The 26,091-nt window shown below is 62.0% G+C and carries 33 protein-coding genes; 14 read left to right on the top strand and 19 right to left on the bottom strand.

The window, feature by feature from the left end; all coding sequences use genetic code 11:
• Positions 1 to 10: 10 nt before the first annotated feature.
• The 3 genes from U5L98_RS10285 to cysQ form a co-directional block, all read right to left on the bottom strand.
• Positions 11 to 1,252, bottom strand: a complete 1,242-nt coding sequence (locus U5L98_RS10285) for an FAD-dependent oxidoreductase (protein WP_322558224.1) — start codon at positions 1,250 to 1,252, stop codon at positions 11 to 13.
• Positions 1,253 to 1,332: 80 nt separating this feature from the next.
• Positions 1,333 to 1,794, bottom strand: coding sequence for a TerB family tellurite resistance protein (locus U5L98_RS10290; protein ID WP_322558225.1), 462 nt, complete (start codon positions 1,792 to 1,794; stop codon positions 1,333 to 1,335).
• 93 nt (positions 1,795 to 1,887) lie between these two features.
• Positions 1,888 to 2,751 (bottom strand): 3'(2'),5'-bisphosphate nucleotidase CysQ, encoded by an 864-nt coding sequence (gene cysQ / locus U5L98_RS10295; protein ID WP_322558226.1) that lies wholly within the window; start codon positions 2,749 to 2,751, stop codon positions 1,888 to 1,890.
• A gap of 168 nt (positions 2,752 to 2,919) precedes the next feature.
• Between cysQ and U5L98_RS10300 the strand changes: the two genes are divergently transcribed.
• Positions 2,920 to 3,063: a hypothetical protein gene (locus U5L98_RS10300; protein WP_322558227.1), complete on the top strand. Its 144-nt coding sequence runs from the start codon at positions 2,920 to 2,922 to the stop codon at positions 3,061 to 3,063.
• 223 nt (positions 3,064 to 3,286) lie between these two features.
• On the opposite strand, the gene U5L98_RS10305 is transcribed toward U5L98_RS10300, so the two are convergent.
• The 3 genes from U5L98_RS10305 to U5L98_RS10315 all read right to left on the bottom strand — a co-directional run bounded on the left by U5L98_RS10305 (position 3,287) and on the right by U5L98_RS10315 (position 4,471).
• A complete protein-coding gene (locus tag U5L98_RS10305) occupies positions 3,287 to 3,721 on the bottom strand; it encodes a phasin family protein (protein ID WP_322558228.1) in 435 nt (144 codons plus the stop codon).
• A gap of 244 nt (positions 3,722 to 3,965) precedes the next feature.
• Positions 3,966 to 4,220: a Txe/YoeB family addiction module toxin gene (locus U5L98_RS10310; protein WP_322558229.1), complete on the bottom strand. Its 255-nt coding sequence runs from the start codon at positions 4,218 to 4,220 to the stop codon at positions 3,966 to 3,968.
• Entirely contained in the window at positions 4,217 to 4,471 is a 255-nt protein-coding gene (locus U5L98_RS10315) for a type II toxin-antitoxin system prevent-host-death family antitoxin (protein ID WP_322558230.1), read from the bottom strand. Before U5L98_RS10315 ends, U5L98_RS10310 begins: the two co-directional genes overlap by 4 nt.
• Positions 4,472 to 4,727: 256 nt before the next feature.
• On the opposite strand from U5L98_RS10315, the gene mntA (U5L98_RS10320) reads away from it, so the two are divergent.
• The gene (gene mntA, locus U5L98_RS10320) at positions 4,728 to 5,129 is read left to right on the top strand and encodes a type VII toxin-antitoxin system MntA family adenylyltransferase antitoxin (RefSeq protein ID WP_322558231.1); all 402 of its coding nucleotides are present in this window, start codon (positions 4,728 to 4,730) and stop codon (positions 5,127 to 5,129) included.
• Between the two features lie 19 nt (positions 5,130 to 5,148).
• Entirely contained in the window at positions 5,149 to 5,559 is a 411-nt protein-coding gene (gene hepT / locus U5L98_RS10325) for a type VII toxin-antitoxin system HepT family RNase toxin (RefSeq protein WP_322558232.1), read from the top strand.
• A gap of 265 nt (positions 5,560 to 5,824) precedes the next feature.
• Here the strand turns inward: hepT (U5L98_RS10325) and U5L98_RS10330 are convergent, their stop codons facing one another.
• Positions 5,825 to 6,982 carry an RNA-guided endonuclease TnpB family protein gene (locus U5L98_RS10330; RefSeq protein ID WP_322558233.1) on the bottom strand — a complete coding sequence of 386 codons (1,158 nt, stop codon included), beginning with the start codon at positions 6,980 to 6,982 and terminating at the stop codon, positions 5,825 to 5,827.
• A 153-nt stretch (positions 6,983 to 7,135) separates the two neighbouring features.
• Between U5L98_RS10330 and mntA (U5L98_RS10335) the strand changes: the two genes are divergently transcribed.
• Positions 7,136 to 7,546: a type VII toxin-antitoxin system MntA family adenylyltransferase antitoxin gene (mntA, locus tag U5L98_RS10335; protein WP_322558234.1), complete on the top strand. Its 411-nt coding sequence runs from the start codon at positions 7,136 to 7,138 to the stop codon at positions 7,544 to 7,546.
• Positions 7,536 to 7,946, top strand: a complete 411-nt coding sequence (gene hepT, locus U5L98_RS10340) for a type VII toxin-antitoxin system HepT family RNase toxin (protein ID WP_322558235.1) — start codon at positions 7,536 to 7,538, stop codon at positions 7,944 to 7,946. Before mntA (U5L98_RS10335) ends, hepT (U5L98_RS10340) begins: the two co-directional genes overlap by 11 nt.
• A 56-nt stretch (positions 7,947 to 8,002) precedes the next feature.
• On the opposite strand, the gene U5L98_RS10345 is transcribed toward hepT (U5L98_RS10340), so the two are convergent.
• From U5L98_RS10345 to U5L98_RS10365, 5 genes are all read right to left on the bottom strand, one after another.
• Positions 8,003 to 8,266: a Txe/YoeB family addiction module toxin gene (locus tag U5L98_RS10345; RefSeq protein ID WP_322558236.1), complete on the bottom strand. Its 264-nt coding sequence runs from the start codon at positions 8,264 to 8,266 to the stop codon at positions 8,003 to 8,005.
• Positions 8,263 to 8,505, bottom strand: a complete 243-nt coding sequence (locus tag U5L98_RS10350) for a type II toxin-antitoxin system Phd/YefM family antitoxin (protein ID WP_322558237.1) — start codon at positions 8,503 to 8,505, stop codon at positions 8,263 to 8,265. Before U5L98_RS10350 ends, U5L98_RS10345 begins: the two co-directional genes overlap by 4 nt.
• 231 nt (positions 8,506 to 8,736) lie before the next feature.
• Positions 8,737 to 9,015, bottom strand: coding sequence for a DUF2442 domain-containing protein (locus U5L98_RS10355; RefSeq protein ID WP_322558238.1), 279 nt, complete (start codon positions 9,013 to 9,015; stop codon positions 8,737 to 8,739).
• Positions 9,016 to 9,390: 375 nt separating this feature from the next.
• Positions 9,391 to 9,534, bottom strand: a complete 144-nt coding sequence (locus tag U5L98_RS10360; RefSeq protein ID WP_322558980.1) for a hypothetical protein — start codon at positions 9,532 to 9,534, stop codon at positions 9,391 to 9,393.
• Positions 9,518 to 9,739, bottom strand: coding sequence for a TraY domain-containing protein (locus tag U5L98_RS10365; protein ID WP_250059275.1), 222 nt, complete (start codon positions 9,737 to 9,739; stop codon positions 9,518 to 9,520). Before U5L98_RS10365 ends, U5L98_RS10360 begins: the two co-directional genes overlap by 17 nt.
• A gap of 262 nt (positions 9,740 to 10,001) precedes the next feature.
• Here U5L98_RS10365 and U5L98_RS10370 point away from each other — a divergent pair, with 262 nt between their 5' ends.
• Positions 10,002 to 10,367 carry a type II toxin-antitoxin system RelE/ParE family toxin gene (locus U5L98_RS10370; RefSeq protein WP_322558239.1) on the top strand — a complete coding sequence of 122 codons (366 nt, stop codon included), beginning with the start codon at positions 10,002 to 10,004 and terminating at the stop codon, positions 10,365 to 10,367.
• On the top strand, positions 10,364 to 10,681 hold the full coding sequence (locus tag U5L98_RS10375) for a helix-turn-helix transcriptional regulator (protein WP_322558240.1): 318 nt from the start codon (positions 10,364 to 10,366) through the stop codon (positions 10,679 to 10,681). The genes U5L98_RS10370 and U5L98_RS10375 overlap by 4 nt, the downstream gene beginning before the upstream one ends.
• 137 nt (positions 10,682 to 10,818) lie before the next feature.
• Here U5L98_RS10375 and U5L98_RS10380 read toward each other — a convergent pair whose 3' ends face one another.
• Both U5L98_RS10380 and U5L98_RS10385 read right to left on the bottom strand, forming a co-directional pair.
• Positions 10,819 to 11,262: a phasin family protein gene (locus U5L98_RS10380; RefSeq protein WP_322558241.1), complete on the bottom strand. Its 444-nt coding sequence runs from the start codon at positions 11,260 to 11,262 to the stop codon at positions 10,819 to 10,821.
• A 690-nt stretch (positions 11,263 to 11,952) separates the two neighbouring features.
• Complete coding sequence (locus tag U5L98_RS10385; RefSeq protein ID WP_416208236.1) at positions 11,953 to 12,159, bottom strand: prepilin-type N-terminal cleavage/methylation domain-containing protein; 207 nt, start codon at positions 12,157 to 12,159, stop codon at positions 11,953 to 11,955.
• Positions 12,160 to 12,577: 418 nt separating this feature from the next.
• Here U5L98_RS10385 and pilB point away from each other — a divergent pair, with 418 nt between their 5' ends.
• From pilB to U5L98_RS10405, 4 genes are all read left to right on the top strand, one after another.
• Complete coding sequence (gene pilB, locus U5L98_RS10390) at positions 12,578 to 14,374, top strand: type IV-A pilus assembly ATPase PilB (protein ID WP_322558242.1); 1,797 nt, start codon at positions 12,578 to 12,580, stop codon at positions 14,372 to 14,374.
• 49 nt (positions 14,375 to 14,423) lie between these two features.
• A complete protein-coding gene (locus U5L98_RS10395; RefSeq protein WP_322558939.1) occupies positions 14,424 to 15,656 on the top strand; it encodes a type II secretion system F family protein in 1,233 nt (410 codons plus the stop codon).
• Between the two features lie 66 nt (positions 15,657 to 15,722).
• Positions 15,723 to 15,977 carry a DUF4258 domain-containing protein gene (locus U5L98_RS10400; protein WP_322558243.1) on the top strand — a complete coding sequence of 85 codons (255 nt, stop codon included), beginning with the start codon at positions 15,723 to 15,725 and terminating at the stop codon, positions 15,975 to 15,977.
• Between the two features lie 2 nt (positions 15,978 to 15,979).
• Positions 15,980 to 16,171: a DUF2283 domain-containing protein gene (locus U5L98_RS10405; protein ID WP_138182481.1), complete on the top strand. Its 192-nt coding sequence runs from the start codon at positions 15,980 to 15,982 to the stop codon at positions 16,169 to 16,171.
• Positions 16,172 to 16,186: 15 nt separating this feature from the next.
• Here U5L98_RS10405 and U5L98_RS10410 read toward each other — a convergent pair whose 3' ends face one another.
• Both U5L98_RS10410 and U5L98_RS10415 read right to left on the bottom strand, forming a co-directional pair.
• The gene (locus tag U5L98_RS10410; RefSeq protein WP_322558244.1) at positions 16,187 to 16,705 is read right to left on the bottom strand and encodes a L,D-transpeptidase; all 519 of its coding nucleotides are present in this window, start codon (positions 16,703 to 16,705) and stop codon (positions 16,187 to 16,189) included.
• Positions 16,705 to 17,373: a TetR/AcrR family transcriptional regulator gene (locus tag U5L98_RS10415; protein ID WP_322558245.1), complete on the bottom strand. Its 669-nt coding sequence runs from the start codon at positions 17,371 to 17,373 to the stop codon at positions 16,705 to 16,707. The genes U5L98_RS10410 and U5L98_RS10415 overlap by 1 nt, the downstream gene beginning before the upstream one ends.
• A gap of 346 nt (positions 17,374 to 17,719) precedes the next feature.
• On the opposite strand from U5L98_RS10415, the gene lexA reads away from it, so the two are divergent.
• Together lexA and dinB are read left to right on the top strand one after the other, a co-directional pair.
• The gene (lexA, locus tag U5L98_RS10420; protein WP_322558246.1) at positions 17,720 to 18,376 is read left to right on the top strand and encodes a transcriptional repressor LexA; all 657 of its coding nucleotides are present in this window, start codon (positions 17,720 to 17,722) and stop codon (positions 18,374 to 18,376) included.
• A 95-nt stretch (positions 18,377 to 18,471) separates the two neighbouring features.
• Complete coding sequence (gene dinB / locus U5L98_RS10425; protein ID WP_322558940.1) at positions 18,472 to 19,518, top strand: DNA polymerase IV; 1,047 nt, start codon at positions 18,472 to 18,474, stop codon at positions 19,516 to 19,518.
• A gap of 22 nt (positions 19,519 to 19,540) precedes the next feature.
• Here dinB and U5L98_RS10430 read toward each other — a convergent pair whose 3' ends face one another.
• Entirely contained in the window at positions 19,541 to 20,212 is a 672-nt protein-coding gene (locus tag U5L98_RS10430) for an energy-coupling factor ABC transporter permease (RefSeq protein ID WP_322558247.1), read from the bottom strand.
• 1 nt (position 20,213) lies between these two features.
• On the bottom strand, positions 20,214 to 21,068 hold the full coding sequence (purU, locus tag U5L98_RS10435) for a formyltetrahydrofolate deformylase (protein WP_322558248.1): 855 nt from the start codon (positions 21,066 to 21,068) through the stop codon (positions 20,214 to 20,216).
• Positions 21,069 to 21,207: 139 nt separating this feature from the next.
• Here purU and U5L98_RS10440 point away from each other — a divergent pair, with 139 nt between their 5' ends.
• Positions 21,208 to 21,966 carry a M15 family metallopeptidase gene (locus U5L98_RS10440; protein ID WP_322558249.1) on the top strand — a complete coding sequence of 253 codons (759 nt, stop codon included), beginning with the start codon at positions 21,208 to 21,210 and terminating at the stop codon, positions 21,964 to 21,966.
• A gap of 53 nt (positions 21,967 to 22,019) precedes the next feature.
• Here the strand turns inward: U5L98_RS10440 and U5L98_RS10445 are convergent, their stop codons facing one another.
• Positions 22,020 to 25,982 (bottom strand): EAL domain-containing protein, encoded by a 3,963-nt coding sequence (locus U5L98_RS10445; RefSeq protein ID WP_322558250.1) that lies wholly within the window; start codon positions 25,980 to 25,982, stop codon positions 22,020 to 22,022.
• Positions 25,983 to 26,091: the final 109 nt, after the last annotated feature.

The following is a 26,091-nucleotide window of genomic DNA, read 5'->3' on the forward strand; positions in this document are numbered from 1 at the left end:
GCAATCCCCTTCAAAACCGATCGGCCCGGAACGGTACCATATCGATATCGGGAGTCTCTCCTTCCATCATCTGGGCCAGCAAGCGCCCGGTGGCCGGCCCCAGGGTGAAACCCTGATGCCCGTGGCCGAGCGCCAGCCAGAGTCCTTGCTGGCCCGGCGCCGGGCCGATCACCGGTTTCATGTCTGGCGTGCAGGGTCGCGCACCCTTCCAGGGTTCGTCATCCAACCGCTTGCCAAGCGGGAACAATTTTTTCCCCGCCCGTTCGGCGGCGGCCAGCTGCTCGGGATGCGGCGGCGCCTCGAGCCGCTCCAGCTCCGCGCCGGTGGTGAGACGGATCCCCGCCTGCATCGGCGCCAGCAGGTAACCGACCTCGGCATCCATCACCCAGTGGTTGAGCTTGGCCGAGCCGGTCGTCCCGTAATGCATGTGGTAACCGCGCTTGACGAACAGCGGGAGCTCCAGCCCCATGTTCGAGAGCCAATCCCGCGACCAGGGCCCCATGGCCATCACCACCTGCTCGGCCTCCAGCACACCCGCGTTGGTAGTCACCTGCCAGCCGCCGTCGTGGCGAGTGACATCCTTGATCTCGCTGCACTGCACACGGCCGCCCTCCGCCTCGAAGCTGCGGGCATAGGCCTGCACCAGGGCACCGGGGTCGGCCACCGTCCAGGGTTGCTCCCAATGTATCGCCCCGGCCAGATCACCGGCGAGATCGGGCTCCATGGCCGCGAGTTCTCCCGCATCCAGCGCCCGATAGCGGACCCCGAAGCGCTTGGCGTTGTCCTCGGCATCGCTCAGCCGCTCAGACAGGGCCTCATGAGTACGATAGAGCTCCAGCCAACCGTCGCGACGCACCAGCGAATCGGCACCGGCCGCCTCGATCATCGGCGCATGGGCATCCAGCGAGAGGCAGATCAGCGAGGCGTACTCGGGGACGATCTTCGCATAACGCTTAGGGGCAGAGTTGCGCCAGTATTGCAGCAACGGCATGGCAGCCTTCAACATGCCCTTGGGCCGATAACGAATATCCACCGCGCGATTGGGCAGCACCCGCAGCATGGTGCCCAGGTCACGCGGAAAGGGATAAGGCCGCACCGCCTCGCGCTGGATGATGCCGGCATTGCCGAAGGAGGTCTCGCGGCCCGGCTCCCTGCGGTCGACAAGGGTCACCGAATGCCCACGCCGAGCCAGATGCCAGGCCACCGATACGCCGACCATTCCGGCTCCCAACACCACGATTTCACGCGCCATCACTGACTCCTTGTCTGCTATTCGAGAACCAATACCGAGCATGCACTTTCTCTACGCGAAGGAAAAGCCACTGCGCGACGTCAATCGGCCGTGCCCTCCTGCACCTGCAGCTTGGTGCGGATGAAGTCCGAGTGGCTGACATGCAGCAGCTCGGCCAGGCGCCGGATGCGATGCTCCTCGAGATGGTGTTGTTCGCCATCGGCCAAGGAGAGCGACCACATCATGCGCACCAGTTCACAACGCTGCGCATAGTCGAAGTGTTCCTTGATCAGGCTGACGAACTGATAGTGGTCCACCGCCGATTCGGCCTCTTCCCGGGCCAGCTGGAGCAATTCGTCGAGGTCGGTTTCCTCCAGGGTGAAGCGCCGCCGTAACTGGTCGCGCAGCAGGGCGACTTCGCTTTCATCGAGGTGGTAGTCGGCACGCGCCACCTCGAACAGCAGTGCCGCCGTGGCCAGCTCCAGGGTGGGGGTCGGGGCATCCTTGCCTTTATCTTCCGTGACTATGAAGTCGTTGAAGAAGCGCTGTATCGAATCGATCATCAAGGTTCCCCGCAAACTATTTTACCGTTAGTCCACCATGGACCAGTAAAACCTACCATTCGTGACAAGCCTAGCCATGGGCGCCACCTCCCGTCAGGAAGTGTTGCCGTAGGGGTCAACCTCCAGGGCCTTGGCCAAGGCCCTCTCCCAGCGCGCGTCGCGCTGCCCGCAGGCAATGAAGCTGGGATTGAGCAGGCTTTGCTGTTGATTGCAGCGCAGCGGGAGCAGAGTCTCGGCTTCGAGCACCTGGCCGCCGGCGGCGGTAACGATGGCCTGGGCGGCGGCGGTATCCCATTCGCAGGTGGGCGCCAGACGCGGGTAGAGATCAGCCTTGCCTTCGGCGATCTGGCAGAACTTCAGCGAGCTGCCGACCGACTGCGTGGTGTGGGCCGGCAGCGCCTGGCAGAAGATCTCGAACGCCTGCATACCGTTGCGGCGGCTGCCCACTACCTGCCAGGGCTCGCTGTCGGGATCGGGAAGTTCCCGCACGCTGATAGGCCATTCGTGGTGATTCTTTCCTGCCCCCTCACGGCGGAAGGCACCCTCCCCGACCTGGCCCCGCCAGGTCACCACACCCTCGGTCTGCGCCGGCGCATGCACGATGCCAAACACCGGAACGCCGGCCTCGACCAGCGCCAGGTTGAGGGTGAACTCGCCGTTACCGGCGATGAACTCGCGAGTGCCGTCCAGAGGGTCGACCAGCCAGTAGCGCGACCAGCCGCGACGAGTAGCGAAGGGAATCTCGCTCGACTCCTCCGAGAGCACCGGGATATCCGGCGTTTCGCGCTCGAGGAGCTCCAGCAGGGCATGATGGGCAGCCATGTCGGCCTCGGTGAGCGGGCTGTCGTCGGCCTTTTGCTCGACGGCGAATTCTCGGCGGTAGATCGTCATTATCTCGCGCCCGGCGGCCTCTACACCGGCGATCAGCCGCTCGATGCTGTCGTGGTCCAGCCTCATACACTCTCTCCTCTTTCTCTTTATCAGCACTTTCTACCAGCACTCTCTACCAGCACTCTGGCCAGCCAAGCATATTCGACCTTAGTCGTAGACAAACGACTGACCTCGAGTATAATGGAAAACATGTTCACATCTACCAACGGGCCACTAAAGCCTCGGAGACTCACCATGAACGTCAAGCAGATCGCCATCCTGTGGGACCAGCCCTTCCCCGCGCGTCCGCTCCGCTCGGAGCGTCGCCGGCGCAGCAGCGAACGGTTCCTGAACACCGGGCGCCGTACCGTGGCACGCCTGCCGCGCTTCTATATTTAAGCGCCGTATCGGTTGGCCTGGCCTCTCGCAGGGTCAGGCTCCTCGGTAGGTTCGCGGACAATATCTCGACGTTGCATCGACAGCACCGGCGGGTGTCACCATTGGGAAACCGGGATCCGCACACAAACGCAAACAGGCCGCCGATCGATGATCGGCGGCCTGTTCGTTGGCGCCATCGGGCCCGCGGCGCGGGCCCGATGCTTATACGCGCGCTTCCTTCGGCTTACTTGGCCTTGGGAGTAGCTTCCTTGACGGCCTTGGTGGCAGTCTCGGTAGTTTCCTTGGCGGCTTCCTGAACGCTTTCCTGAGCCTGCTTGACGCTGCTCTCGGTCAGCTTCTGGCTCTCTTCGACGAACTCCTGCTGCAGGGCCACGGCCTTCTCGGCATCGCCCTTCATGCGCTCGGTCAGCTCGTTGGCGACCTTCTGCTGGCCTTCCATGTAGCTCTTGAGGCCTTCCGCGTCCTTGACTTCCATCAGGCTGCGCAGCTGCGCCAGGCCGGTATCGGTATAGGCCTTGGTGGCCTCGAGCTGGGTATTGACCAGCTTCTCGCTCATGTCGACGGAGAGCGCGGCAAAGGCGCGTGCCGGAGCGAAGAATATGGACTCGAGCTGAGCGGTGTCAAATTGCTTGGTGTCGAAAGCGAATGCGTTGGTCATGATGGGAACCTCCTGGGTTCTGGTGCCATGGAACGGGCGATCCCCGTCCTGATGCCCTGCACGATAGCAGCCATTATTGTGCAGTGCAACATGAAAGCTATGAAAAGCTGTGACACGTTGTGATCAAGCGCCGGGCACGGTGCCGCGCCGAGCTCTCGGACATCCACCGGGGATATACAGCCTGTTGATTTGTAAAAATATTCTTCAGGAATTCTCAGGGTCTGCCCCTGATTAGCCGCTCCGATCAGTAATGATACCGACACTGAACAATCACGATGGCGCCGTCGGTGATCTTGTAGACGAGGCGGTGTTCACGGTCGATTCGACGCGACCAGTACCTCGACCACTGATGGCGAAGAGGCTCTGGGTCTCCAAGACCATCAAAGGGCTGGCGCTGAATGTCCTTGATCAGCGTATTAATACGCTTGAGCGTCTTCTTGTCACGAGACTGCCAATAGAGATAGTCCTGCCAGGCCTGGCTGGCCCACGTCAGCATCATGGCTCGATCAGATCATGCTCTGACGCATCTCCGCGCTCCACCTCGGCGATTGCCTCATTGAGCCGTTGCGCATTACGCGGGCTCGCCATCAGGTAGGCGGTCTCTTCGTAGGACTTGAAATCCTCCACCGACATGACGATGGCAGGCTTGCCGTTCTGACGCGTGATCAGCACCGGCATGTGATCGTCGTTGACCCGATCCAGCACCTTGGCCAGATGGCTACGAAAATGGCTGTAGGTCACAGTGTCCATGAGGATCTCCTTAGTCAATACTCACATTGTACGTATTTTTGTACGCCACAGCCAGATGGCAAGAAGGCAAGAAGGCAGCTCCCTACACGCCAACGGCCGGCATCCTTGCCGGCCGCTAGGGCAGTTCAGGCTAGATCGAAATGAAGGTCGGAAATGAGCGGCTGTCCCGATTAGCGGTGGTGCGATTTCATGTATCCGCTTTCCATGTAGACTGAACGGTAATCGCGATAATCGCCACGTCACGACAGGTGCCAAGATGCCTACCCCATCGCCCTTGCTGAGAGACCTCGACGCGCTGGCAGCCCAGGACGATGAGATCGCCGTCCTGTGGCTCTACGGTTCTCGCGCCAAGGAAACCGCCTCATCAGACAGCGACTATGACCTGGCCGTGGCCTTCCAAACCTTCGAGGAGGATCCGTTGGAACGGCGCCTCCGGCCCGAACTGCTGGCACAGGAATGGCAAGATGCCTTGCACGTGGCCGAAGGCCAGCTTTCCGTAATCGACATCAACCTCGCTCCCATCCCCCTGGCCCATGCAGTCATCCGCACCGGCCGGGTGTTACACACCAATGATCGGTTGCGCCTTATCCGCGAGGAACAGCGGATCACATCGATGTGGGAGATCGATCACCTATATCACCAGAGCCACTACGCCTGAAGAGACGAGCCGAGCTCATATGGAACCTGAATACATCGATGCCATGCGCGAACACCTGGCCACCCTCGCCGAAGAGTTGGATCTACTGCATCAGGCATCGGCCGAACCTGGCGGCCTCAACGCCCTGCTCTACCGAGCCGCCGAGCGTAACCTGCAACTCTTGACCGAAGCCTGTATCGGAATTGCCAAGCAACGGCTGAAATCACTGGGCATGGTCGTCCCGAGCGACGCCCGCCAGGTTTTCAACAAGCTCCATGGCCTGGGCCATGACAGCAGTGGCACGCCATGGAACAAGGTCATCGGCCTGCGCAATGCCTTGGTACACGACTACCTGAACCTGGATGCCGAGATCGTCAAGTCGGTCATTCGCCAACGCGATTACCACACCCTCATTGCCTTTGCCGACGAGCAGCTTCAAGCCGAGACCTGACTCCCCAGGGAGAGAACGCCAAGGCCTCGGATAGCTTTGCCGATGACCCGGCGCGACAGGATGCCGCGATCACAAACGCCAGCGGCCGGCATCGCTGCCGGCCGCTGTAACTTCAGTCTCGGTGGGAAATGGGGGTCTGTCCATTGTTGACAATCCTCATCTCCCTGACGGAAGAGGATTCCCGGGTTGTTGCCTTCCCGGTTCCTGCTTCTCAGCCCGTTGCCTTCGGTGAATGCACCGCCGGTCTTACACAAGCTCCACAGGCTTAACCTCCCGTGTGCCCCACGGTAGTGTGCTCGCGATGGCGGAGCTTGTCGGCTCCCGCCAGAATCGCCTTACCCGCCTGCAGAATGTTGCGGGCGGCATTGATATCGCGGTCGATACCCTGGGTGCCGCAGGCTGAACAGTCCCAGGTGCGGACATTCAGCGGCATGGCGTCGGCGATATGGCCACAGTGGAAGCAGCGCTTTGAGCTGGGATACCACTTGTCGATCTGCACGAAATCGCGCCCGTACCGCTCGGCTTTGTACGCCAGTTGTTGCGTGATCTCGTGCCAGCCTACGTCGCTGATCGCCTTGGCTAATGACCGGTTCTGGAGCAGGTTCTTGACCTGCAAGCTCTCCGCCGCAACGACTTGGTTTTCGTGAATGAGCTGCGTGGTGAGCTTGTGGGTGGCGTCGAGACGCTGATCGGCCCGCTTGGCGTGCAATCGTGCCACCTTCAGCCGGGCCTTGGCCTGGTTGGCTGAGCCGCGCTGCTTGCGTGACAGCGCCCGCTGGGCGCGGGCCAGCTTGCGCTCGGTCTGCCGGATGACGCGCGGATTGGGGATCTTGGCGCCGTCGCTGGTGATGACGCGGTGCGTCAGCCCCAGGTCGATGCCGACCATCTTGGGTGTCACCGGCAGGGCTGCCTGCTCCTCTTCCACCAGGAAGCTGACGTGATAGCGCCCGGCGGTATCCAGGCTGACGGTGATGCTGGTGGGCTCGCCACTGAAATGCCGGCTCCAGCGGATGTTGAGAGGGTCTTTCTGCTTGGCCAGCCACAGCTGACCATCGCGCCAGCGGAAACCGTTGGCCATATAGGTGGCCGACTGCTTGCGCCGCTTCTTCTTGAAGCTGGGGTATTGGGCCTGCCCTTTGAAAAAGTTGGCAAAGGCGCGATCCAAGTGGCGCAACGACTGCTGGAGGCAGACGTTGGAGACCTCGGCCAGAAACGCCGTCTCCGGTTGCTTCTTGAGGGTGGTCAGCGCCTTGGCGGTGGTGTTGTAGCCCATGCGCTCCTGGCGCTCGAACCAGGCATCCGTGCGTTCGCGCAGGAAGTGATTGTAGACGTACCGCGCACAGCCGAACGTCCGGGCAAGCTGCTCGGCCTGCTCGGGCGTGGGATAGAAGCGATAGCGGTAAGCGCGATGCACGGTAGCCATGAAGAAAACCTAGCGTGCTATATTTAGCCTGTCAATAGAGGCGCTGACGCGCCTCGCGCTTTCCTTCCTCGCACTAGAAGTACGAGGTTTGACGCGCACTTTGATCAGCCGCCCCTGTTAAAGTAAATACTCCATCCACGTGCGGAAGGTGCCATGCCCTGCTCAAATAGTGACCTGGCGGCCGTTACGAAATACCTGGCGGCAACACTGCCCTCGTTGCAAGCGATATACCTGTTCGGTAGCCAGGCCACGGGAGAGGCAACGGCTGCAAGCGATATTGACCTCGCTGTGTTGCTTGCCTCCCCTCTCCCGCTCGAGCAGCGCTGGCAGTTAAGTGGCGAACTGGCCGACAGGCTCGGCGCCGATGTTGACCTGATCGACCTGCGCCAGGCCTCGACCGTGCTTCAACACCAGGTCGTGACGACGGGGCAGCGGCTCTGGCACCGTGGACTCGATAGCGACGAGTTCGAGCTCATAGTACAGAGTGAATATTGGGATCTGGCCATACAACGCCGGCCATTGATCGCCGATATCAAGCAGCGAGGTAGGGTGCATGGCCGATGACCTCTTGCTCAACAAGGCCGCGAGTATCGAGCGGTGCGTGGCAAGGGCCCGTGAAGAGTATGCCAAGGATCCAACCACCTTCGCGGAAGATCTGACGCGACAGGACGCAGCTATCCTCAACCTGCAACGTGCCTGTGAAGCCAGCATCGATGCGGGCAACCGCCTGATCCGCTTGCAACGTTTAGGCCTGCCACAAAGCGCACGCGAGGTTTTCGATATCCTCGCGCGAGCAGGGCTGATCGAGGTCTCACTCGCCACATCGATGAAACAGATGACAGGCTTTCGAAATGTTGCCGTTCACGATTATCAGGCCGTGCAGATTCCCATTGTTATCGCCATCATCGAGAAGCACACCGGCGAGCTGCTGGCCTACGCCACTCGCCTGATCGAGTTGGCATAGTGAATGGGTTCGAAACAGGGAATGTCCGGAAATGAGGACTGTCCCCGATTAGTCCTTTATTCGTAGTGACTCCATAGACGGAGCACTTTAACCACACGCTCGTCATCAATCACCTGGTACACCAGTCGGTGTTGAATGTTGATGCGGCGGGAGTAGGCGCCAGAAAGATCACCCACCAGCTTTTCAAAAGGAGGTGGCTTACGGTAGGGGTCTTCCGATAGCAGAGCCAGCAGTTCCTGCGCGTTTGGCTTCAGGCCACTCGACGCCAGTTTCCCGGCATCTTTCTGGGCCTGCTTGGTGTAAACCAGCTTCCAAGTCACCAATCCAGCGCCTCGTCGCACTCATCGACAGGAGTATCCATTCCTTCTCGAATGGTTTCGCGCATGCCGGGCACGGAAAGCAAGTAGAGCGTTTCCTGAATGGCAGACCAATCATCCACGGACACCAGAACCGCCTTGTTGCGCTTCCCCATGATGACGATGGGCTGATGGGACTCGGCGGCCTGATCGATCAAGCGATAAAGGTTGCTGCGTGCCTCGGTTGCTGTGATACCGGTCATGATGCACCTCGTACATGATCCAACCTCACAAGATTGTAAGCCTTTCTATACGTACGTCAAGACGAACGTAGCTGATCAGTCGCGACACCCCCATAGATAGACAGAAAAGTTGGCAATGAAGGACACCCATAACGCCAGCGGCCGGCATCGCTGCCGGCTGCTGGGTGGTTCAGGCCAGGTGGGAAATGGAGGCCTGCGGAGCCTGTCCCCGATTAGCCCGATTATCCTACTTCAGGCCACGTCACTCTTATCGCTTTCAATGTTCCGATTTTCATACAAATCGGCCACCGGGAAACAGAGATCATAATCATTCCACTGCAAGTCACCATCCATGAGTGAATATTCCTGAAACTTGGTGATATCGAGATATTTCCTGATATGCGGATTCGACGTGGCTTTGAGAAAGCCCTCGAAATCAATCACTGTTTCTTTTCCATCAGAGAACGTCAGACTCAGTTGGTATGTACCCACTTGTTTTACATCTTCAATAAAAATTTCATCAGGCATCATTTTATCTTTCCCTCAATTTTCACACAGCGCACAGCCTTATGGTAAACAAAATAATCTACCCATTTTCTCACGATATCGTCAGCAAAAGCATTCACCAGAGTATTAAAATCTTTTAGCTGAGCAGGTGGCAATGGCCTTCTACCTTTAACATCCTTTATCTGTATATCGCTGATAGTTCCATCCAATATAATAAACTCAGCTTTGGATTCAAAACCTTGATATTTCCTATATACGTGAACAGGCCCATGCTCGTTACTTTAGAACAAGATAACAATACCGAGGTATTCGAAAATCTTGGGCATAAGGCGATCCTTAAAGATCAATACTTATAAAATCATCCTAGCAGCAAGCAACATCCATTACCAAAGGCATTGTCTAAAATGTACCCTCCCCCCGATTCGCCAAGAATCCTCGCCCGCGCTGGCTGATCCAGATAGGCACGAATGCGCCGGCGTTGTTGAGGTCGATCTTCTTGAAACTCTTTGCCGCCGAGGCCAGATATTCAACCTTCCAGGTCACGCCAGAACTCCTCGGCGGTCATGACGCGATCCCGGCCCTGGCGAAGCTGCTCAAGCGCATGCTCTGCCAGATAGGCGTCCTCCAACTCGTCAAGATGCTCCTCGATCAGCTTACGCAGGTAAAACGTCTTGGAGCGCCCCGTCGCGCGGGACAGATGGGCCAGGCGTTCTTCGATATCCGGATCCAGGCGGAGACTGATAGGCATGCTGCTCGTCTCTTGTGATACATGCGATCCATATATCGCAGCTGAGCCTAAAACGCCAGCGGCAAGCATCTCTGCCGGCCGCCGGGTAGTTCAGGAAATGGGCAGGGAAACGGGGGTCTGTCCTGGGGGCTTTCCCACGAATGATGTCACGACATCGACATATTCGAAGGTGTTGGTGCCTCATGCGGGCACGGTGCCGCGCCCTTGGGTCTGTTCCCGATCAGCCCTTGCCGCTATACCCATGTAGGTATAAGCTGCCGACATGGATTCGAACCGCCTCAAGCCCGTCCACTGGGTGGCCAGCAGTAAGGAGGACCTATTGGCCATGCCCGAAGACGTAAAGGACGTCTTCGGCTTCGCCCTTCACCTGGCACAGGCTGGCACCAAGCATCCACAGGCAAAGCCGCTGAAAGGGTTCGGCTCCGCTGGCGTCCTCGAGGTCGTCGAAGACCACCAGGGAGATACCTATCGCGCCGTCTACACCGTCAAGCTGGGTGATGCGATCTACGTCCTTCACTGCTTCCAGAAGAAGTCATCCAGGGGCATCGCCACCCCCCAGCCAGATATCGACAAGATCCGCGACCGACTCAAGCTCGCCGAGCAGCATGCCAAGAGAGGAACGTCATGACCATCGACACCGGCTCCACCAATATCTATGCCGACCTGGGCATGCCCGATGCCGAGGAAATGCTCATCAAGGCCCAGCTCGCCGCCAAGATCGGCGAGGTTATCAAGCATCGCCGCCTGACCCAATCCCGCGCCGCCGAGATCATGGGAATTCCCCAACCCAAGGTATCCGCCCTGCTGCGTGGCCAGTTCCGTGGCATCAGCGAAGCCAAGATGCTCGAGGCCATCGCTCGCCTGGGCCGAGAAGTGAAGATCGTGATCGGTCCATCACGCCGTCGGTCTTCGCCTGGGCATGTTGAGCTTGAGATTGTCTGATGTGAGGTGTGAGGCGAGTTACCTCGCCATTGGACCTGTCCCCGATTAGCCCACACGACAGCAGGCCGCCGAGCAATGATCGGCGGCCTGCTGGGGTAGTGCGTCACTCCGGCTCAGGGGCCGGGGCTAACACCAGCTCAGGCTTGCTTGGAGCCCTTGGGCGCGGCTTCCTTGACGGCCTTGGTGGCAGTCTCGGTGGTTTCCTTGGCGGCTTCCTGAACGCTTTCCTGGGCATGCTTGACGCTGCTCTCGGTCAGCTTCTGGCTCTCTTCGACGAACTCCTGCTGCAGGGCCACGGCCTTCTCGGCATCGCCCTTCATGCGCTCGGTCAGCTCGTTGGCGACCTTCTGCTGGCCTTCCATGTAGCTCTTGAGGCCTTCCGCGTCCTTGACTTCCATCAGGCTGCGCAGCTGCGCCAGGCCGGTATCGGTATAGGCCTTGGTGGCCTCGAGCTGGGTATTGACCAGCTTCTCGGTCATGTCGACGGAGAGCGCGGCGAAGGCGCGTGCCGGAGCGAAGAACATGGACTCGAGCTGAGCGGTGTCAAACTGCTTGGTGTCGAAAGCGAATGCGTTGGTCATGATGGGAACCTCCTGGGTTCTGGTGCCATGGAACGGGCGATCCCCGTCCTGATGCCCTGCACGATAGCAGCCATTTTTGTGCAGTGCAACATGGATGCTATGAAAAGCTGTGACTCCTTGTGATCAAGCGCCCGGCACGTCATGCGCGGCGCGCCATACGGCCTAGCGCGAGCCGTTTCGCCAGCACCTGGCGTAAGGCCTTGGTCGAGGAGATTCGCCAGGCCACCACCGGTGGAAGTCGAATGAAGGAAAAGGGAAACAACAACGCCAGCGGCCGGCATCTCTGCCGGCCGCTGGGTGGTTCAGGCTAGGTGGGTAATGGGGAAGGAAATGGGGCCTGCCCCCGATTAGTCCTTTACAGGCCTGAATTATCGCAATTGGTAACTACCGCAGCACTGTCTACGTTAGTAGTGCAGGCCCAAGTACCATCACCCATAGTATAGGTATCTCTAACCAGTACCGGCAGTGCCAGCTGTAGCTGTGTCAAGGCGCGGGCTGTCAGTCTAGCGCAGTTCCATCATTAGCCGCACCAAAATCATAATCCATCGCGAATGTTGTCACACCAGCTGCGTCAGTAGTCGAAAATCTGCACCTGCTGTATCATTGTAATAGTTCCATACTCACGCATGCATCTTTGCAAACCTAAATCCGGCATAGTCAGCATCTATTCCCTTCCGGCATAAATCAGCTTCACGACAGCGACTTTCGCACTTCCGAATAGAGACTGAGCTTCGCAGAAACAGCACTGGCACCGTTCGCTCTATCTACGTAATTTGCATATTGCGGAATCGCGATCGCCGCCAAAATGCCGATAATCGCCACGACGATCAGCAGTTCGATCAGGGTAAAACCGCCCTGCGACTTGTTGAGTTGTGTCTTCTTCATCATTTCGTTCATGTGTCTTGAACCCCTACTTGGTTGCCGCCTGCCGTTTGCTCTGGGTTGCGTGTGGCTCTGGCGGTGTTACGTTGATGGTGGGTTTGTGGAGGTCATCGTCGCGCTGCAAGTCGAAGCGAGCGCTCCTACAATAGCCCTAGCCCTACCACAGGTTTGGTACGTCCTCCATGCCGTGCTAACCCGTCCTTGTAGGCCACGCATCTCCAGTCGCCGCCTTTACGATTACATTACTTTACGTTTCGCAACTCTGCAAGCAGTTTTGTAGCCGATAGGTGAGCGAGTGCTAGAGCCATCAGACCAACGAATGAGCCAGGAGGCAAGCAAAAGGTTGAATTGGCATGGTGCCAGGCTGGGCGGGAGGTGGCCCCAGGGGCTAGAATCGGGCTGTTGCCCTTAGCCTGCCCCCCCATGAGGCGCCATGAACGACTACCGTCCCCCCTCTTCCGAGAAGCCGCCGGCGCCAACGGAGCCCGCGCCCTCGGCGCTGCATGGTGCCACCCATCGCAGCGGGCTGCGTGGCCTGGCGCGTCGCATGGTCAGAGATGGCCGGCTGAGCGAAGCCGCTGCAGCGAGGGCCGAGTCGGAGGCCCGCGAGTCGGAGATGTCGCTGCTGCAGCACCTGATCGAGGCGGGCATGGTACCGGCCCGCCAGGCCACGCTGACTGCGGCCTGGGAGTATGGCCTGCCGATGATCGATCTGGATGCCATCCGCCTGGAAAGCCTGCCGCCGGCCAAGGAGTACCCGGACAAGATCCTGCGCCGGCTGGGGGTGCTACCGCTGGTGCGCCACAGCCATCAGCTCACCGTGGCGGTGCCCTACCCCTCCACGCTGGCCCTGCTCGACGAGTTGCAGTTCGCCACCGGCCTGACGCCGGAGGGCATCCTCGCCCCGGTGGACCAGCTCGGCCCGGTGCTGGAGAGCTACCTCGCCAGCACCGAGAAGAGCATGCTCGATGCGCTGGGCGACGTCGACGAGGCCGTGGGCCAGCTCGCCTTTGATGAGGGCGTGGTGGACGCCAGCGACGAACAGGCGGCGGTGGCCGCCGCCGGCGACGACGCGCCCATCGTCAAGTTCGTTAACAAGATCCTGCTCGACGCCATCCATCGCGGCGCCTCGGACATTCACTTCGAGCCGTACGAGACCAGCTACCGGGTGCGCTTTCGCATCGACGGCATCCTCCACGACGTGGCCCATCCGCCCTTCGCCATGCGTACGCGCATCTCGGCACGCCTCAAGGTGATGTCGCGGCTGGATATCTCGGAGCGGCGCCTGCCCCAGGACGGCGCCATCAAGCTCAAGCTCTCCACCACCCGCTCCATCGACTTCCGCGTCAACTCGCTGCCCACGGTCTACGGCGAAAAGGTGGTGCTGCGGATCCTCGACCCCGGCTCGGCGCAGATGGGCATCGAACAGCTGGGCTTCACCCTCGAGCAGCGCGAAATGTACGAGGCGGTGCTCGACGACCCCCAGGGCATGATCCTCGTCACCGGCCCCACCGGCAGCGGCAAGACGGTGACCCTCTACACCGGCATCAATATCCTCAACGAGGTGGAGCGCAACATCTGCACCGCCGAGGACCCGGTGGAGATCAAGGTGCCCGGCGTCAACCAGGTGAACGTGCTGCCCAAGATCGGCCTGGATTTCGCCAGCGCCCTGCGCGCCTTCCTGCGCCAGGACCCCGACGTGGTGATGGTGGGCGAGATCCGCGACCTGGAGACCGCCGAGATCGCCGTGAAGGCCTCCCAGACCGGCCACCTGGTGCTCTCCACGGTGCACACCAACTCGGCCGCGGAAACGCTGACGCGCCTGGCCAACATGGGCGTGGCACCCTTCAATATCGCCAGCTCCGTGAGCCTGATCATCGCCCAGCGCCTGGCGCGGCGGCTGTGCAAGCACTGCAAGCAGCCGGCCGACATCCCCCGCGAGGTGCTGCGCCAGCAGGGGTTTACCGAGGAAGAAGTCGAGAGCGCCACCATCTACGAGCCGGTGGGGTGCAAGCACTGCACCCAGGGCTTCAAGGGGCGGGTGGGCATCTATGAGGTGGTACCGATCAGCGACGCCATGAGCCACCTGATCATGACCGAGGGCAACTCCCGCGACTTCGACACCCAGGCGCGCAAGGAGGGCCACCCGGACCTGCGCCGCAGCGGGATCTTGAAGGTGATGCAGGGGCTGACCAGCCTGGCCGAGGTCAATCGGATAACGAAGGATTAGCGCCGAGCAAGACGTCAACACCACATAACGCAGGGACGGGGACATGAATATGGCAACGAAGCCCATGCGCAAGGCACAGAAGACCAAGCTCTACCGCTGGCGCTGGACGGGCAAGGGCCCCAGTGGCCGCAAGGTGGGCGGCGAGATCATCGCGCCCAAGAAGGCCGAGGTGGAGAAGGTGCTTTCCGGCCAGAACGTGGTGGTCAAGAATATCCGCCGCAAGGGCGGGTTCGGCGGCGGCATGGGCAAGATCAAGCCCAAGGACATCATGCTCTTTGCCCGCCAGATGGCGACCATGATCCGCGCCGGCGTGCCGGTGCTGCAGGCCTTCCAGGTGGTGGCGGAGAGCCTCAAGAAGCCGGCGATGAGTGCCATGGTGCAAGAGCTGATGAACGACGTGGCGGCCGGCGCCAGCTTCTCCGAGGCGCTCAGGGGTCATCCCGAGCACTTCGACCGGCTGTTCGCCAACCTGGTACACGCCGGCGAGCAGTCGGGCTCGCTGGATACCATGCTCGAGCGCGTGGCCACCTACAAGGAGAAGATCGAGGCCCTCAAGGGCCGGGTCAAGAAGGCGCTCTGGTACCCGGCGGCGGTTATCGCCGTGGGCATCGGCGTTACCGCCCTGCTGCTGATCAAGGTGGTGCCGCAGTTCGAGAGCCTGTTCCAGGGGTTCGGCGCCGAGCTGCCCGCCATGACCCGCATGACCATCGCGATGTCAGAGTTCGCCCAGCAGTACTGGTGGTGGGGCGTGCTCGGCCTGATGACCTTCATCTTTCTGCTGCGCAACGCCATGAAGCGCTCGGATGCCTTCCGTTACCGCATGCATGCTTTCTCGCTGCGTATCCCGGTGATCGGCAGCATCCTCAACAAGTCCTCGGTGGCGCGCTATTCGCGCACGCTGGCCACCACCTTCGGCGCCGGCGTGCCGCTGATCGAGGCGCTGGAAACCGCCGAGGGGGCCGCGGGCAACATGGTCTACGAGCGCGCCATCGCCCAGATCCGCGAGGACGTGGCCAGCGGCCAGCAGCTAAACTTCGCCATGCGCCTCACCGAGCAGTTCCCGGCGCTGGCGGTGCAGATGGTGGGCATCGGCGAGGAAGCCGGCTCGCTGGATGCCATGCTCAACCGGGTGGCGGACTACTACGAAGATGAGGTCGACAACATGGTGGATACCCTCACCTCGCTGCTCGAGCCCTTTATCATCGTAATACTCGGCGTGCTGGTGGGCGGCCTGGTGGTCTCGATGTACCTGCCGATCTTCCAGCTGGGTAGTGTGATCTGACAGGGCCGAGCGCCGAGCCGAGAATATGAGGGTCCAGAAGTCAGGCCCAGGGATCTGAGAGAAGTCATGTACTGCCATAGATTTGAGCTGGACGTTCACATCACCCGCCATGCGCGAGAGCGAATGGCAGAAAGGCGCATCGACGAGAGTGAGTTGCTCGACCTGCTCGAAAACGGCTTGACGCGCTACAAGGATGATGTCCGGCTATGGATCGCTAAGGAAGTACCCAGCCGCAAGGACAATCTGGTCTGTGCGGCCGTGATCCTCGAAGATAAGCTGGTCGTCAAGACCGTAATGCATCATTTCCAATGGGAGGATTGATCATGCGCACCACATATGACGAGGCGGATGACATCCTGGTCCTGCACCTTGCCGACAAGCCGATCGTTCGTGAACGCTCTCAGGACTGGAATACCCATATCAGCTATGCAGAGGATGGCACCATCGTCGAGGTGGTGATTCTGGAAGCCTCGAAGCAGGGCGCCTGGCCGTTGCTCAAGAGCGAGGCGGCGTGATGCCTACACAAACCCTCAATCATGCAGCCAGACCGGCGTACCCGGTACGGCGATCTCGAACAGCGCCAGCAGGTCATCATCGCGCACACGGATGCAACCATGGGAGCGGGCCACGCCCATGGGCTCGCTCGGCGGGGTGCCGTGCAGGTAGATATAGCGGCGCTGTGAGTCAACGTTTCCGCCACGGTTGCGGCCGGGCTCCAGGCCACTCAGCCAGAGGAGGCGGGTGAGGATCCAGTCTCGCCCCGGGTGGTCGGCGGCCAGGGCCTCGCTGTAGACCTCGCCGGTAGGCCGGCGGCCGCGGTAGACGGTGCCTGGCGGGTTGCCCGCGCCGATGGCGGCGCGTACCTGATGCCAACCCAGCGGCGTGGCGCCGCTGCCCTGCTCTTCCCCGGTACCCTTGGCGGCCGTGGAAACTGCACACTGCCAGTCGATCTCGCGCCCTCGCCATACCGTCAGCCGCTGGGCGGCGGTGTCGATCTCCAGCCAAACACCTTCCGCCGGCGGCAGCTCGGTGAGCAAGGGAGTGCGCATCAGCCCGCCTCGCGCTGAACCGGAAGGGGCTCGGGCAAGGGCGCGCTCATGGCCGCCACGACCACCGGGCGCAGACGACGCACCAGGTCGCGCACGCTGACGTGCTCGCCGTAGTCCTTCTCGGCGATATCGCGCAGGGCATCCAGGCCGGAGAGCGTGAAGATCACCGTGCCCAGCATGAAGTGCAGCCGCCAGAAGCGCTCGGCGTCGGGAAGCTCCGGCGTGGCCCTGCGAACCAGCTCGGTGAAACGGGTGAACACGCTACCGTACTCCTCCTGGATGTAGCGCCGCAGATGCCCCTGGGCCTGGCTGTAGGCGAGCCCCAGCAGACGCATGAACACCTTCAGGCTGTGGCGCTCCGCCGGCACCTCGAGCACGCTGCACGCCATGGTTTCCAGCAGCTCTTCCAGAGGGATGTCGCCGCCCTCATGGCGCGCCTCGAGCTCATCGAGCGCGGCATGGAAGCGCACGGTGAAGGGGTCGAGATAGCGTGCGAAAACCGCCTGTATCAGCGACTTCTTGGAACCAAAGTGGTAGTTGACCGCCGCCAGGTTGACCCTGGCCTTGCTGGTGATGTTGCGCAGGGAGGTCTCGGCGAAGCCGCGTTCGGCAAACAGCACCTCGGCGGTATCGAGGATACGAGTGACGGTGTCGGGTTGCTGGGCCATGGGGAAACGGCTCCATGTGATTAGAAACGACAGTTTGAAAATACTTAAAGTGTATGACAACTATGATGCTTGCTCAATATCGAGGAGTGCCGGGTGTTTGAAACAGCATAGATAGCCGAATACCCTCTTGGCTGCCTGACCGCCCTCTGGGTCAGACCCCGGCCATGCCGCCAAGCCCAGCGTGGTGCTCCGTCTGAACGGCGTTACTCTCCGCCGGGGTCTGACCCTCGGGGTTTCTTGCCTCTTCAAGGTTATCGCTTTTACTGGATGGAAAGACATGCTGTATACTTGACCAGACAGGTGGCGAGGCGATCGCCACTCCCTGGTTACCGACCCTGGAGGTCCCATGAGTCGCCCACTCACGGCCCGGCAGCAGAACGTATACGATTTCATCGTCAAGACCATGAACGAGCTGGGCTACCCACCGACCCGGGCGGAGATTTCCCGGGCGCTGGGGTTCAAGTCACCCAATGCCGCCGAGGAGCACCTGCGCGCCCTGGAGCGCAAGGGGGCGATCAAGGTGATCCGCGGCACGTCTCGGGGCATCCGCCTGCCGGCCCAGGAGCCGGAGGCCGCCAACGAGGAGGGGCTGGAAGAGCCGGCCCAGGGCCTGCCGATCATCGGCGAGGTGGCCGCCGGCAGCCCGGTACTGGCCGCCGAGCACATCGATCGCTATTGCCCGCTGCCGCCCGAATACTTCACTCCCCGGGCCGACTACCTGCTGCGGGTGCGCGGTCTCTCCATGAAGGATGCCGGCATCCTCGAGGGCGACCTGCTGGCGGTACACCGCACCGAGCGCATCCGCGACGGCCAGATCGTGGTGGCGCGCCTGGAGGACGAGGTCACCGTCAAGCGCTTCCACCGCCGGGGCCATGTGGTCACCCTGGAAGCCGAGAACCCCGATTTCGCGCCCATCGAAGTGGACCTGCGCCATGACCCGCTGGAGATCGAAGGCATCGGGGTGGGCGTCATCCGCGGAGGCAACGGCCAGGCGCTGGGCTGACCCTGACGTTAAATCGTAGGCCAGCGCATCGGGCCTGCCCGTGCGCTGTCACTTACCGGGCCTCACTGCGGGGCCTTGTTGATCGCATGAGCCAAATCCGCAAGATTCTTCATGCCGACTGCGACTGCTTCTTCGCTGCGGTGGAGATGCGCGACAACCCTGCCCTGCGCGATATCCCGCTGGCCATCGGTGGATCGCGGGAACAGCGCGGCGTGATCGCCACCTGCAACTACCCCGCGCGCACCTTCGGCATCCACTCCGCCATGCCTACCGCGCGGGCGTTGCGCCTCTGCCCCCAGCTGACGCTGATGCGCGGCCAGTTCGAGAAGTATCGCGAGGTATCGCGCCAGATCCAGGCGGTGTTCCACGAGCTCACCCCGCTGGTGGAGCCGCTGTCGCTGGACGAGGCCTTCCTGGACGTGACCGAGGTCGAGGGCTTTCGCGGCAGTGCCACCTGGATGGCCGAATGGATAAAGGAGGAGTGCTATCGGCGCACCGGCATCACCGTCTCGGTGGGCGCGGCGCCGTCGAAGTTCCTGGCCAAGATCGCCAGCGACTGGGAGAAACCCGACGGCCTGACGGTGATCCCGCCGGAGCGAGTCGATGCCTTCGTGCGTGAACTACCGGTCAAGAAACTCCACGGCGTGGGGCCGGCCACCGGCGCCAAGCTCGATGCCATGGGCATCGCCACCTGCGCCGGACTGCGCGAGTTGCCCATCGAACGCCTGCTGGACGAGTTCGGCAAGTTCGGTCGCCGGCTCTATGAGCTCTCCCACGGCATCGACGACCGCCCGGTGCGCATCGAGCGCGAGCGCAAGTCGGTAAGCGTGGAGACCACCTTCGATCACGACCTGCCCGATCTCGCGACCGCCAGCGCCGCCCTCGCCCCGCTCTGCGAGAAGCTGCAGGGCCGCCTGGAACGCCACGGCCACCCGCCGATGGCGGGGCTCTTCGTCAAGGTCCGCTTCGACGACTTCAGCCTCACCACCCTGGAAAGCCGCGGCCTAACCCCCGACGCAGACAGCTACACCCGGCTGCTGGAACAGGCCTGGGCCCGCGCCCGCCGCCCGGTACGCCTGCTCGGCGTCGGCGTGCGATTGGTACCCGAAGAAGCACGGCAGCAGCTGACGCTGCCGTTGTGAGCACCGAGCGCCGCTTGGCCGCTCACTTGGTATCGATATAGCGGTGGTCGTTGAAGGTGGCGACCCAGCCGGGGTGATAGACCAGCAGGATGCTCATCAGCATGCCGGTGATGAAGGCCTCGGAGGGCATCAGCAGCGGCAGGAAGCGGGCGTATTCCAGCGCCTGGCGCAGGGCTTCGGCGTCAGTGGCGCCGAGGGCCATCAGCCCTACGGCGGCAAGCCCCGCCGCCAGGGTGGCGATCGCCGAGCCGAAGAAGGCGCAGACGAACATGAAGACCATCAGGTTGTCGGGCAGGCGCCGGTCGACCAGCCGCCAGATGATGCCCATCACCAGGGCCGGCACCACCCCGGTGACCAGCACGTTCACTCCCAGCAGCGGCCACTCGATGCGTCCCAGCAGCACCATGGCGATGTTGATCGCGGTGATCGAGAGCAGCGCCAGCGGCGCCTTGAAGACGAGGGTCAACAGGGCGGTGAACATCAGGTGCAGGGTCAGCCAGTCCACCGCCTGGGCCCGCAGCTGCCAGAAGAGCATCACGATGACGGTAGCGGCCAGCCAGCGATGCTGCAGGGCGTGATCATCGAGTAGCACGATCCAGGGCCGGCGGCTTAAGGCCAGCCCGACGAAGGCCAGCGAGATCAGGCCGCACAGCCACAGCAGCCAGGGGGCGAGAACCGGCTCGGCAATCGTCATCTCAGGCGAAGACCACGGTCTTGTTGCCGTGAATGAGCACGCGATCCTCCAGGTGCCAACGCAGGCCGCGCGCCAGCACCGCCTTCTCCACATCGCGCCCGAAACGCACCAGGTCGTCGGGCGTGTGGCAATGACTGACCCGGTGGATGTCCTGCTCGATGATCGGCCCGGCGTCGAGCTCCTCGGTGACATAGTGGCAAGTAGCACCGATGAGCTTCACGCCACGCTGATGCGCCTGGTGATAGGGCCTGGCGCCGGCGAAGGATGGCAGGAAACTGTGGTGGATGTTGATCATCCGCCCCTGGAAGCGCTGGCAGAGCTCGGGCGGCATGATCTGCATGTAACGCGCCAGCACCACGCAATCGGCGCGGGCGTCGTCGACCAGCCGCTGCACCTCGGCGAAGGCGGCCTGCTTGTCGTCTGCCTTGACCGGTACATGGTGGTAGGTGATGCCATGCCACTCCACCAGGCCGCGCATGTCTTCATGATTGGAGATCACGCCGGCGATGTCGCAGTCGAGCTCCCCCGCCGTCCAGCGATAGAGCAGGTCCACCAGGCAATGAGTCTCCCGCGAAACCATCAGCACCACCCGACGCCGCTGGCGGGTGTCGGTGAGCGCCCAGGTCATCTCGAATTCCTCGGCGATGGGCGCGAAGGCCTCGCGCAGCGTCTCCGGCGGCATGCCCACCGAGTCGGCGAGAATCTCGTAGCGCATGAAGAAGCGCCCGGCCTCCAGGTCGGAGTGCTGGCTGGCCTCGGTGATCGAGCCGCCATGCCCGGCGATGAAGTTGGAGACCCTGGCAACGATGCCCAGGCGGTCGGGACAGGAAACCACCAGGCGATAGTAGTGTGACATCGGATGATCCCGGGTTGCGGCTGTAGCTCGGAGTGGCATTGTACCAAAAAGAGCAGCCGCGCCTGTATGGTGCTGTATGGTGAACCCTTCCGGGTAACCATTGCAGCCGGTGTTGATCCTGTTCACCCAGGTTGACCCCATGGAGACTTCCTTGAACCGCTCCTTGTCATCGCCCATCGATCGTCACCCCGAGCCTGACTGGCCGGTGGTGAGCCGCATTCCCATCACCGGAAGTGATGAGCCGTTGGTTCCCCTGAGCCTGGCGCCGTCACCGATCAAGATCTTTCCGGTCTATGCCAGGCAGGCTATTCCCGGGGCGATCGACGAGTGCTATGTCCGTGAAGGGGTATATCGCCAGCTGCTGAAGGTGGCTCGCTCCCTGCCCACGGGCTACGGGCTGATTGTTCTCGACGGCTGGCGGCCCTGGCGCGTGCAACAGTACCTCTTCGATACGCTGCAGGAGGCCATCAGGTCGCACCACCCCGAGCTCGGCGAAGAGGCACTTCTGGCGCGGACGCGGGAATTCGTCTCCGTGCCCAGCCGAGAGGCGACCTCGCCGAGCCCCCACCTCACCGGCGGCGCCGTGGATCTGACCCTGAGTGATGCCGATGGCCTGCCGCTGGACATGGGCACCCTGTTCGACGAGGCGGTGCCGGCGTCGCACACCGCCGCGCTGGAAGCCATCCCTCACCCCGATGCCCGGCAGCAGCAGGCGCGCGACAACCGCCGCCGCCTCTACAGCGCCATGCGCGAACAGGGCTTCACCAACCTGCCAAGCGAGTGGTGGCACTACGATTCGGGTGACCAGCTATGGGCCCATTACGGCGGCCACACACAGGCTCTCTATGGGCCGGCGGAGCTGGAGACCATTGAAAGTCGCTGGAGGAGACAGTTGTAACCTGCGCCCCCTGGCGGCAAAAGGTCATCCTGGCGGCCACTGCTGAGGCGTCTTCAGGACTCGCCGAGAAAATCGATGAGGCGCTCCAGCGGCATGGGCCGCGCAAAATGGAAGCCCTGAAAGAGATCGCAGCCATGGGTCATCAGCAAGCGATGCTGCTCCTCATGCTCGATGCCTTCGGCGACCACCCGCAGCCCGAGGTGATGCGCCATGGAGATGATGCCCTGGATGATGGCGTCATCCTCCGCATTGCGTGTCACTTCGCTGACGAAGCTGCGGTCGATCTTCACCGTGTCGACGGGCAGATTCTTGAGGTAGCTGAGGCTGGAAAAACCGGTACCGAAGTCGTCGATGGCGACACCCACGCCCATGCCCCTGAGAGCATGCAGGATGTCGATGGCACTCTCGGTATCATTCATCAGCACGCCCTCGGTCAGTTCCAGCGACAGTTTCGGCGCCGGTAGCCCGGTGACCGCCAGGGTCTGGCGCAGGTTGCCGAGAAAGCTCGCACGGTGAAACTGCAGCGGTGAAAGGTTGACCGCGACATTCAGGATGCCGTATCCCGCCTGATCGAGCATACGCAGATCCTGGCAGGCTCTGGAGAGCACCCACTCGCTGATGGGAATGATCAGGCCTGTCTCCTCGGCCAGGGGAATGAACTGTTCGGGAGAGATGTACCCGCGCACGGGGTTGGGCCAGCGCAACAGCGCCTCCACGCCCGCGACCCGACCCTGGCGATCGATCAACGGCTGATAGTGCAGCTCGAAGGCCTCTGTATCGATGGCCTCCTGGAGCTCGTTGCGCAACGCGACGCGATCACCCAGCCGGTGGGTGATCTCGGGCGTGAACCACTGGTAAGCATTGCGCCCTTGCTGCTTGGCCCGGTACATGGCCATGTCGGCCTGCTGGATGAGCTCGATGGCCTGGGACACCGAGGGGTTGCTGACGGCGATACCGATGCTGCAAGACAGCGAAAGCTCATGCCCGCCTATCCGATAGGGCCGGGCAATGATCGGCAGTAACCGCTCGGCCACCTGCAGCGCCTGCTCTTCATTGTGCAGATCAGGCAGCAGGACCACGAACTCGTCGCCGCCCAGGCGTGCCAGGGTATCGCCCGGGCGCATCGCCCCGGAGAGGCGCTGCGCAACACCCTGCAGCAGCTGGTCCCCTACGGCATGGCCCAGGCTGTCGTTGATCGGCTTGAACTCGTCGAGGTCGACGAAGAGCACCGCCAGCAAGTGCCCCTGTCGCCTGGCCAGCTCGAAATCATGGACAAGCCGATCCTCCAGCAACGAGCGGTTCGGCAGCCCGGTCAGGGCATCATGGCTGGCGTGGTAGGCCAGGCGGGCCTCGTAGGCCTTGTGTTCGGAGATATCGTGCTGGATGCCCACATAGTGGGAGACTCGACCCTGTTCGTCACGCACCGGCGAGATGTAAAGGTCGTTCCAGAAGGGGGTGCCGTCCTTGCGATAATTGCACAGGGTGACGTGCACCTCGCGGTAGTGGGTCAGGTGGTGGCGAATCTGCTGCACCGTCGCCTCGTCGGTCTCGGGGCCCTGCAAGAAGCGACAATTGCGGCCGATGACGTCCTCGCGAGAATAGCCGGTCATGCGCTGGAAGGCGTCGTTGGCATAGATGATCGGCAGATCGGGTTCCCTCGCGTCAGCGATCGTCACGCCGTTGATGCTGGCTTCCACACTGCGCTCGAGAGTCCGCAGCCGGATCTCGTTCTCGCGCCGCTGGGTCACGTCCTTGGCGATGCCATAGACGCCCTTGATATGCTGACCGACCACGATCGGCAAGTTGGTGAGATCCAGGCAGCGCATCTTGCCATCCCGATGCGGAACCTGCTGCTCATAGCGGATGGGTTCCCCGGCCGCGGTGGTCTCGAACTTTTCCTGCACATAGGGCAGATCGCCCGGGGTCAGGAACAGGGAATAATGCGCGCCGATCATCTGCTCGACGGAGTAACCGGTCAGCTCCGCACAGTGCTCATTGGCCGAGACGAAGTGTCCCTCTAGATCCAGTGAAAACACCGCATCGGGGTTGTAGGCGAACAGCGAGCGATAGCGCTGTTCGCTCTCCCACAAGGAACGCCGATCCTGCTCGCGCTCCACAGCCAGCGCCACCAGATCCACGGCCTGTCGCATCATTTCCAGTTCGCTATTCCCCGGCTTGGCCGGGCGTCGATAGTAGGTCGCAAAGGTCCCCAACAAGCGTCCCTCACTGGCGATCACCGGATAGGACCAGCAGGCCAGGAGCCCCGCGTTGACGGCCAGCGACTTGAACCCCTCCCAGCGCGGGTCGTGCTCGATGTCCTCACAGATCACCACTTCACGGCCATGGGCCGAGCTGCCGCAGGTACCGATGCCGGCCCCGATGGGTATCGAGCCGAGCGCCTCACGGAAGCTCATCGGCAGACTGTTACCCGCCACCAGACGCAACGTATGGCCTTCGTCGTCGGCCAGCATGATCGAGCATGATGCTCCCGGAAGCTGCCCCTCGAGCATGGTGCAGATGGCCTCGAGGGTCTGATCGATCGGCACCTCCGAGGCGATCATCGCCTGGATGGATTGTTGCTGCTCGAGATGCTCCCGGGCTGCCATCAGGTCCCTGGAACGCCCCAGGGCCAGGCGCGCCATCCCCAGGCTGAAGACCAGCAGATAGCTCAGCGTCAGCCCGCCCAGGCCAACGGCTGACGGCACCAGACCGGCCTGCAGCCAGCTCGCCTCGGAACCGGGATGCACCGAGGGGCTGATCATGGTGCCACCCGGCAGACCGATGTGGCGTACTGCAAAGGTGGGGGCATCACTCACATCACGCGCTCTCATGCCCTGCGCCGCCAGTGCGGTGATCAGCTCGGTGTCACGAGAGAGGTTGACCTGGAAGCCAACCAGTTGAAGGCGCAGACCACGCTCGAGAAGAGTAGCCATGTCCAGCACGGCCACCAGCTGCTGATCGCGACTGGGTATCGCGATCACCATGATCGCCATACCCGGCATGCTGTCATCGGGCACCATCATGCGTGGCTGTGGAAACGGCATGTTCAGCCAGTCTCGCACGCGGTCGGTTTCCGTCCATTGCGTTAACCAGCGCTGAGACTCGACACTTCGCGCCTGGCGCCAGCGCCACTCCTGGTCGCTGCCCAGCAAGCCGATGACCTCGAGACTCGGGGTGTCGCGCAGATTGTTGGCCACATCGCGGTTCAGTACGGCGGGTTCCAGTCCAGTAGCGGAAGCGTCAAGGCGCTCGGCCATGCGCTGCATCAGCATCAGGTGAGTCGCCATCACCTGCTCGGCATTGAAGCGAACGTTGTCGAGCAGGTATTCAGCCTGCTGGTAGATCCGTTGCTGCTGCTGCCAGCCAAGCAGGTACCACGCCAGGCTGCTGGCCACCAGCCCTGCCAGGCCGACCATGACGGCCGCTCTTCCCAACTGGAGCTTCCTCTGGCTCGTCCTGGCACTCGCCGCGACCATGGCACTGCCAAACATCAGCGTGAAGAGCGCCACCACCAGCGGGGAAGAGGTCATGTCCGCCAAACCAGGAGCATCCGCTGTGAAAAAGTGCATCACCACCAGCAGTGAGCCCCCGAACAACAGCAGCAGGCAGCCGGTAAAGAGCCACCATCGACGCAGTCCACGTCGGGCTAGCCCCGATAACAGACAAGTGGCCACCACCACCAGCAAGACGGCTAACAGTGAAGAAACCCGCGGCCCCCCGGACAGCCAGGAGATGCCCGACTGACTACCATCGGCGATGACGTTGTGCAGCAGGGCATAGCCCATCAAGGCGAGCAGGCCGCCACCCGCCAGAAGACGTACCCGCTGCCAGTGCTGCACCACGGCCAGCAGGCCAGCACCCGACAACAGGGCGGCCAACGAGGCGTCCGGGACCAGCAGCGTCGGTAGGGTGTCGTGAAACCACTGCATCATGCCGGTCAGGCCCATCAGCAAAGAGGCCACCGATACCATCAGCAGCCAGCTGTCCAGGGCGATATCGCGGGTCTTGAACGGCATGAACATTGCTCCCTGCGCTTGATCGACACTATGCCAGGCTCCGCCCGGCGCAGTCGTTCCCTTGCCATGATACCCAAGATGGTGAGGCGCTTCGCTCACTGTTACCAGC

The organism is Halomonas sp., from assembly GCF_034520545.1.
In the GTDB taxonomy this organism is placed as follows: Bacteria; Pseudomonadota; Gammaproteobacteria; order Pseudomonadales; family Halomonadaceae; genus Halomonas.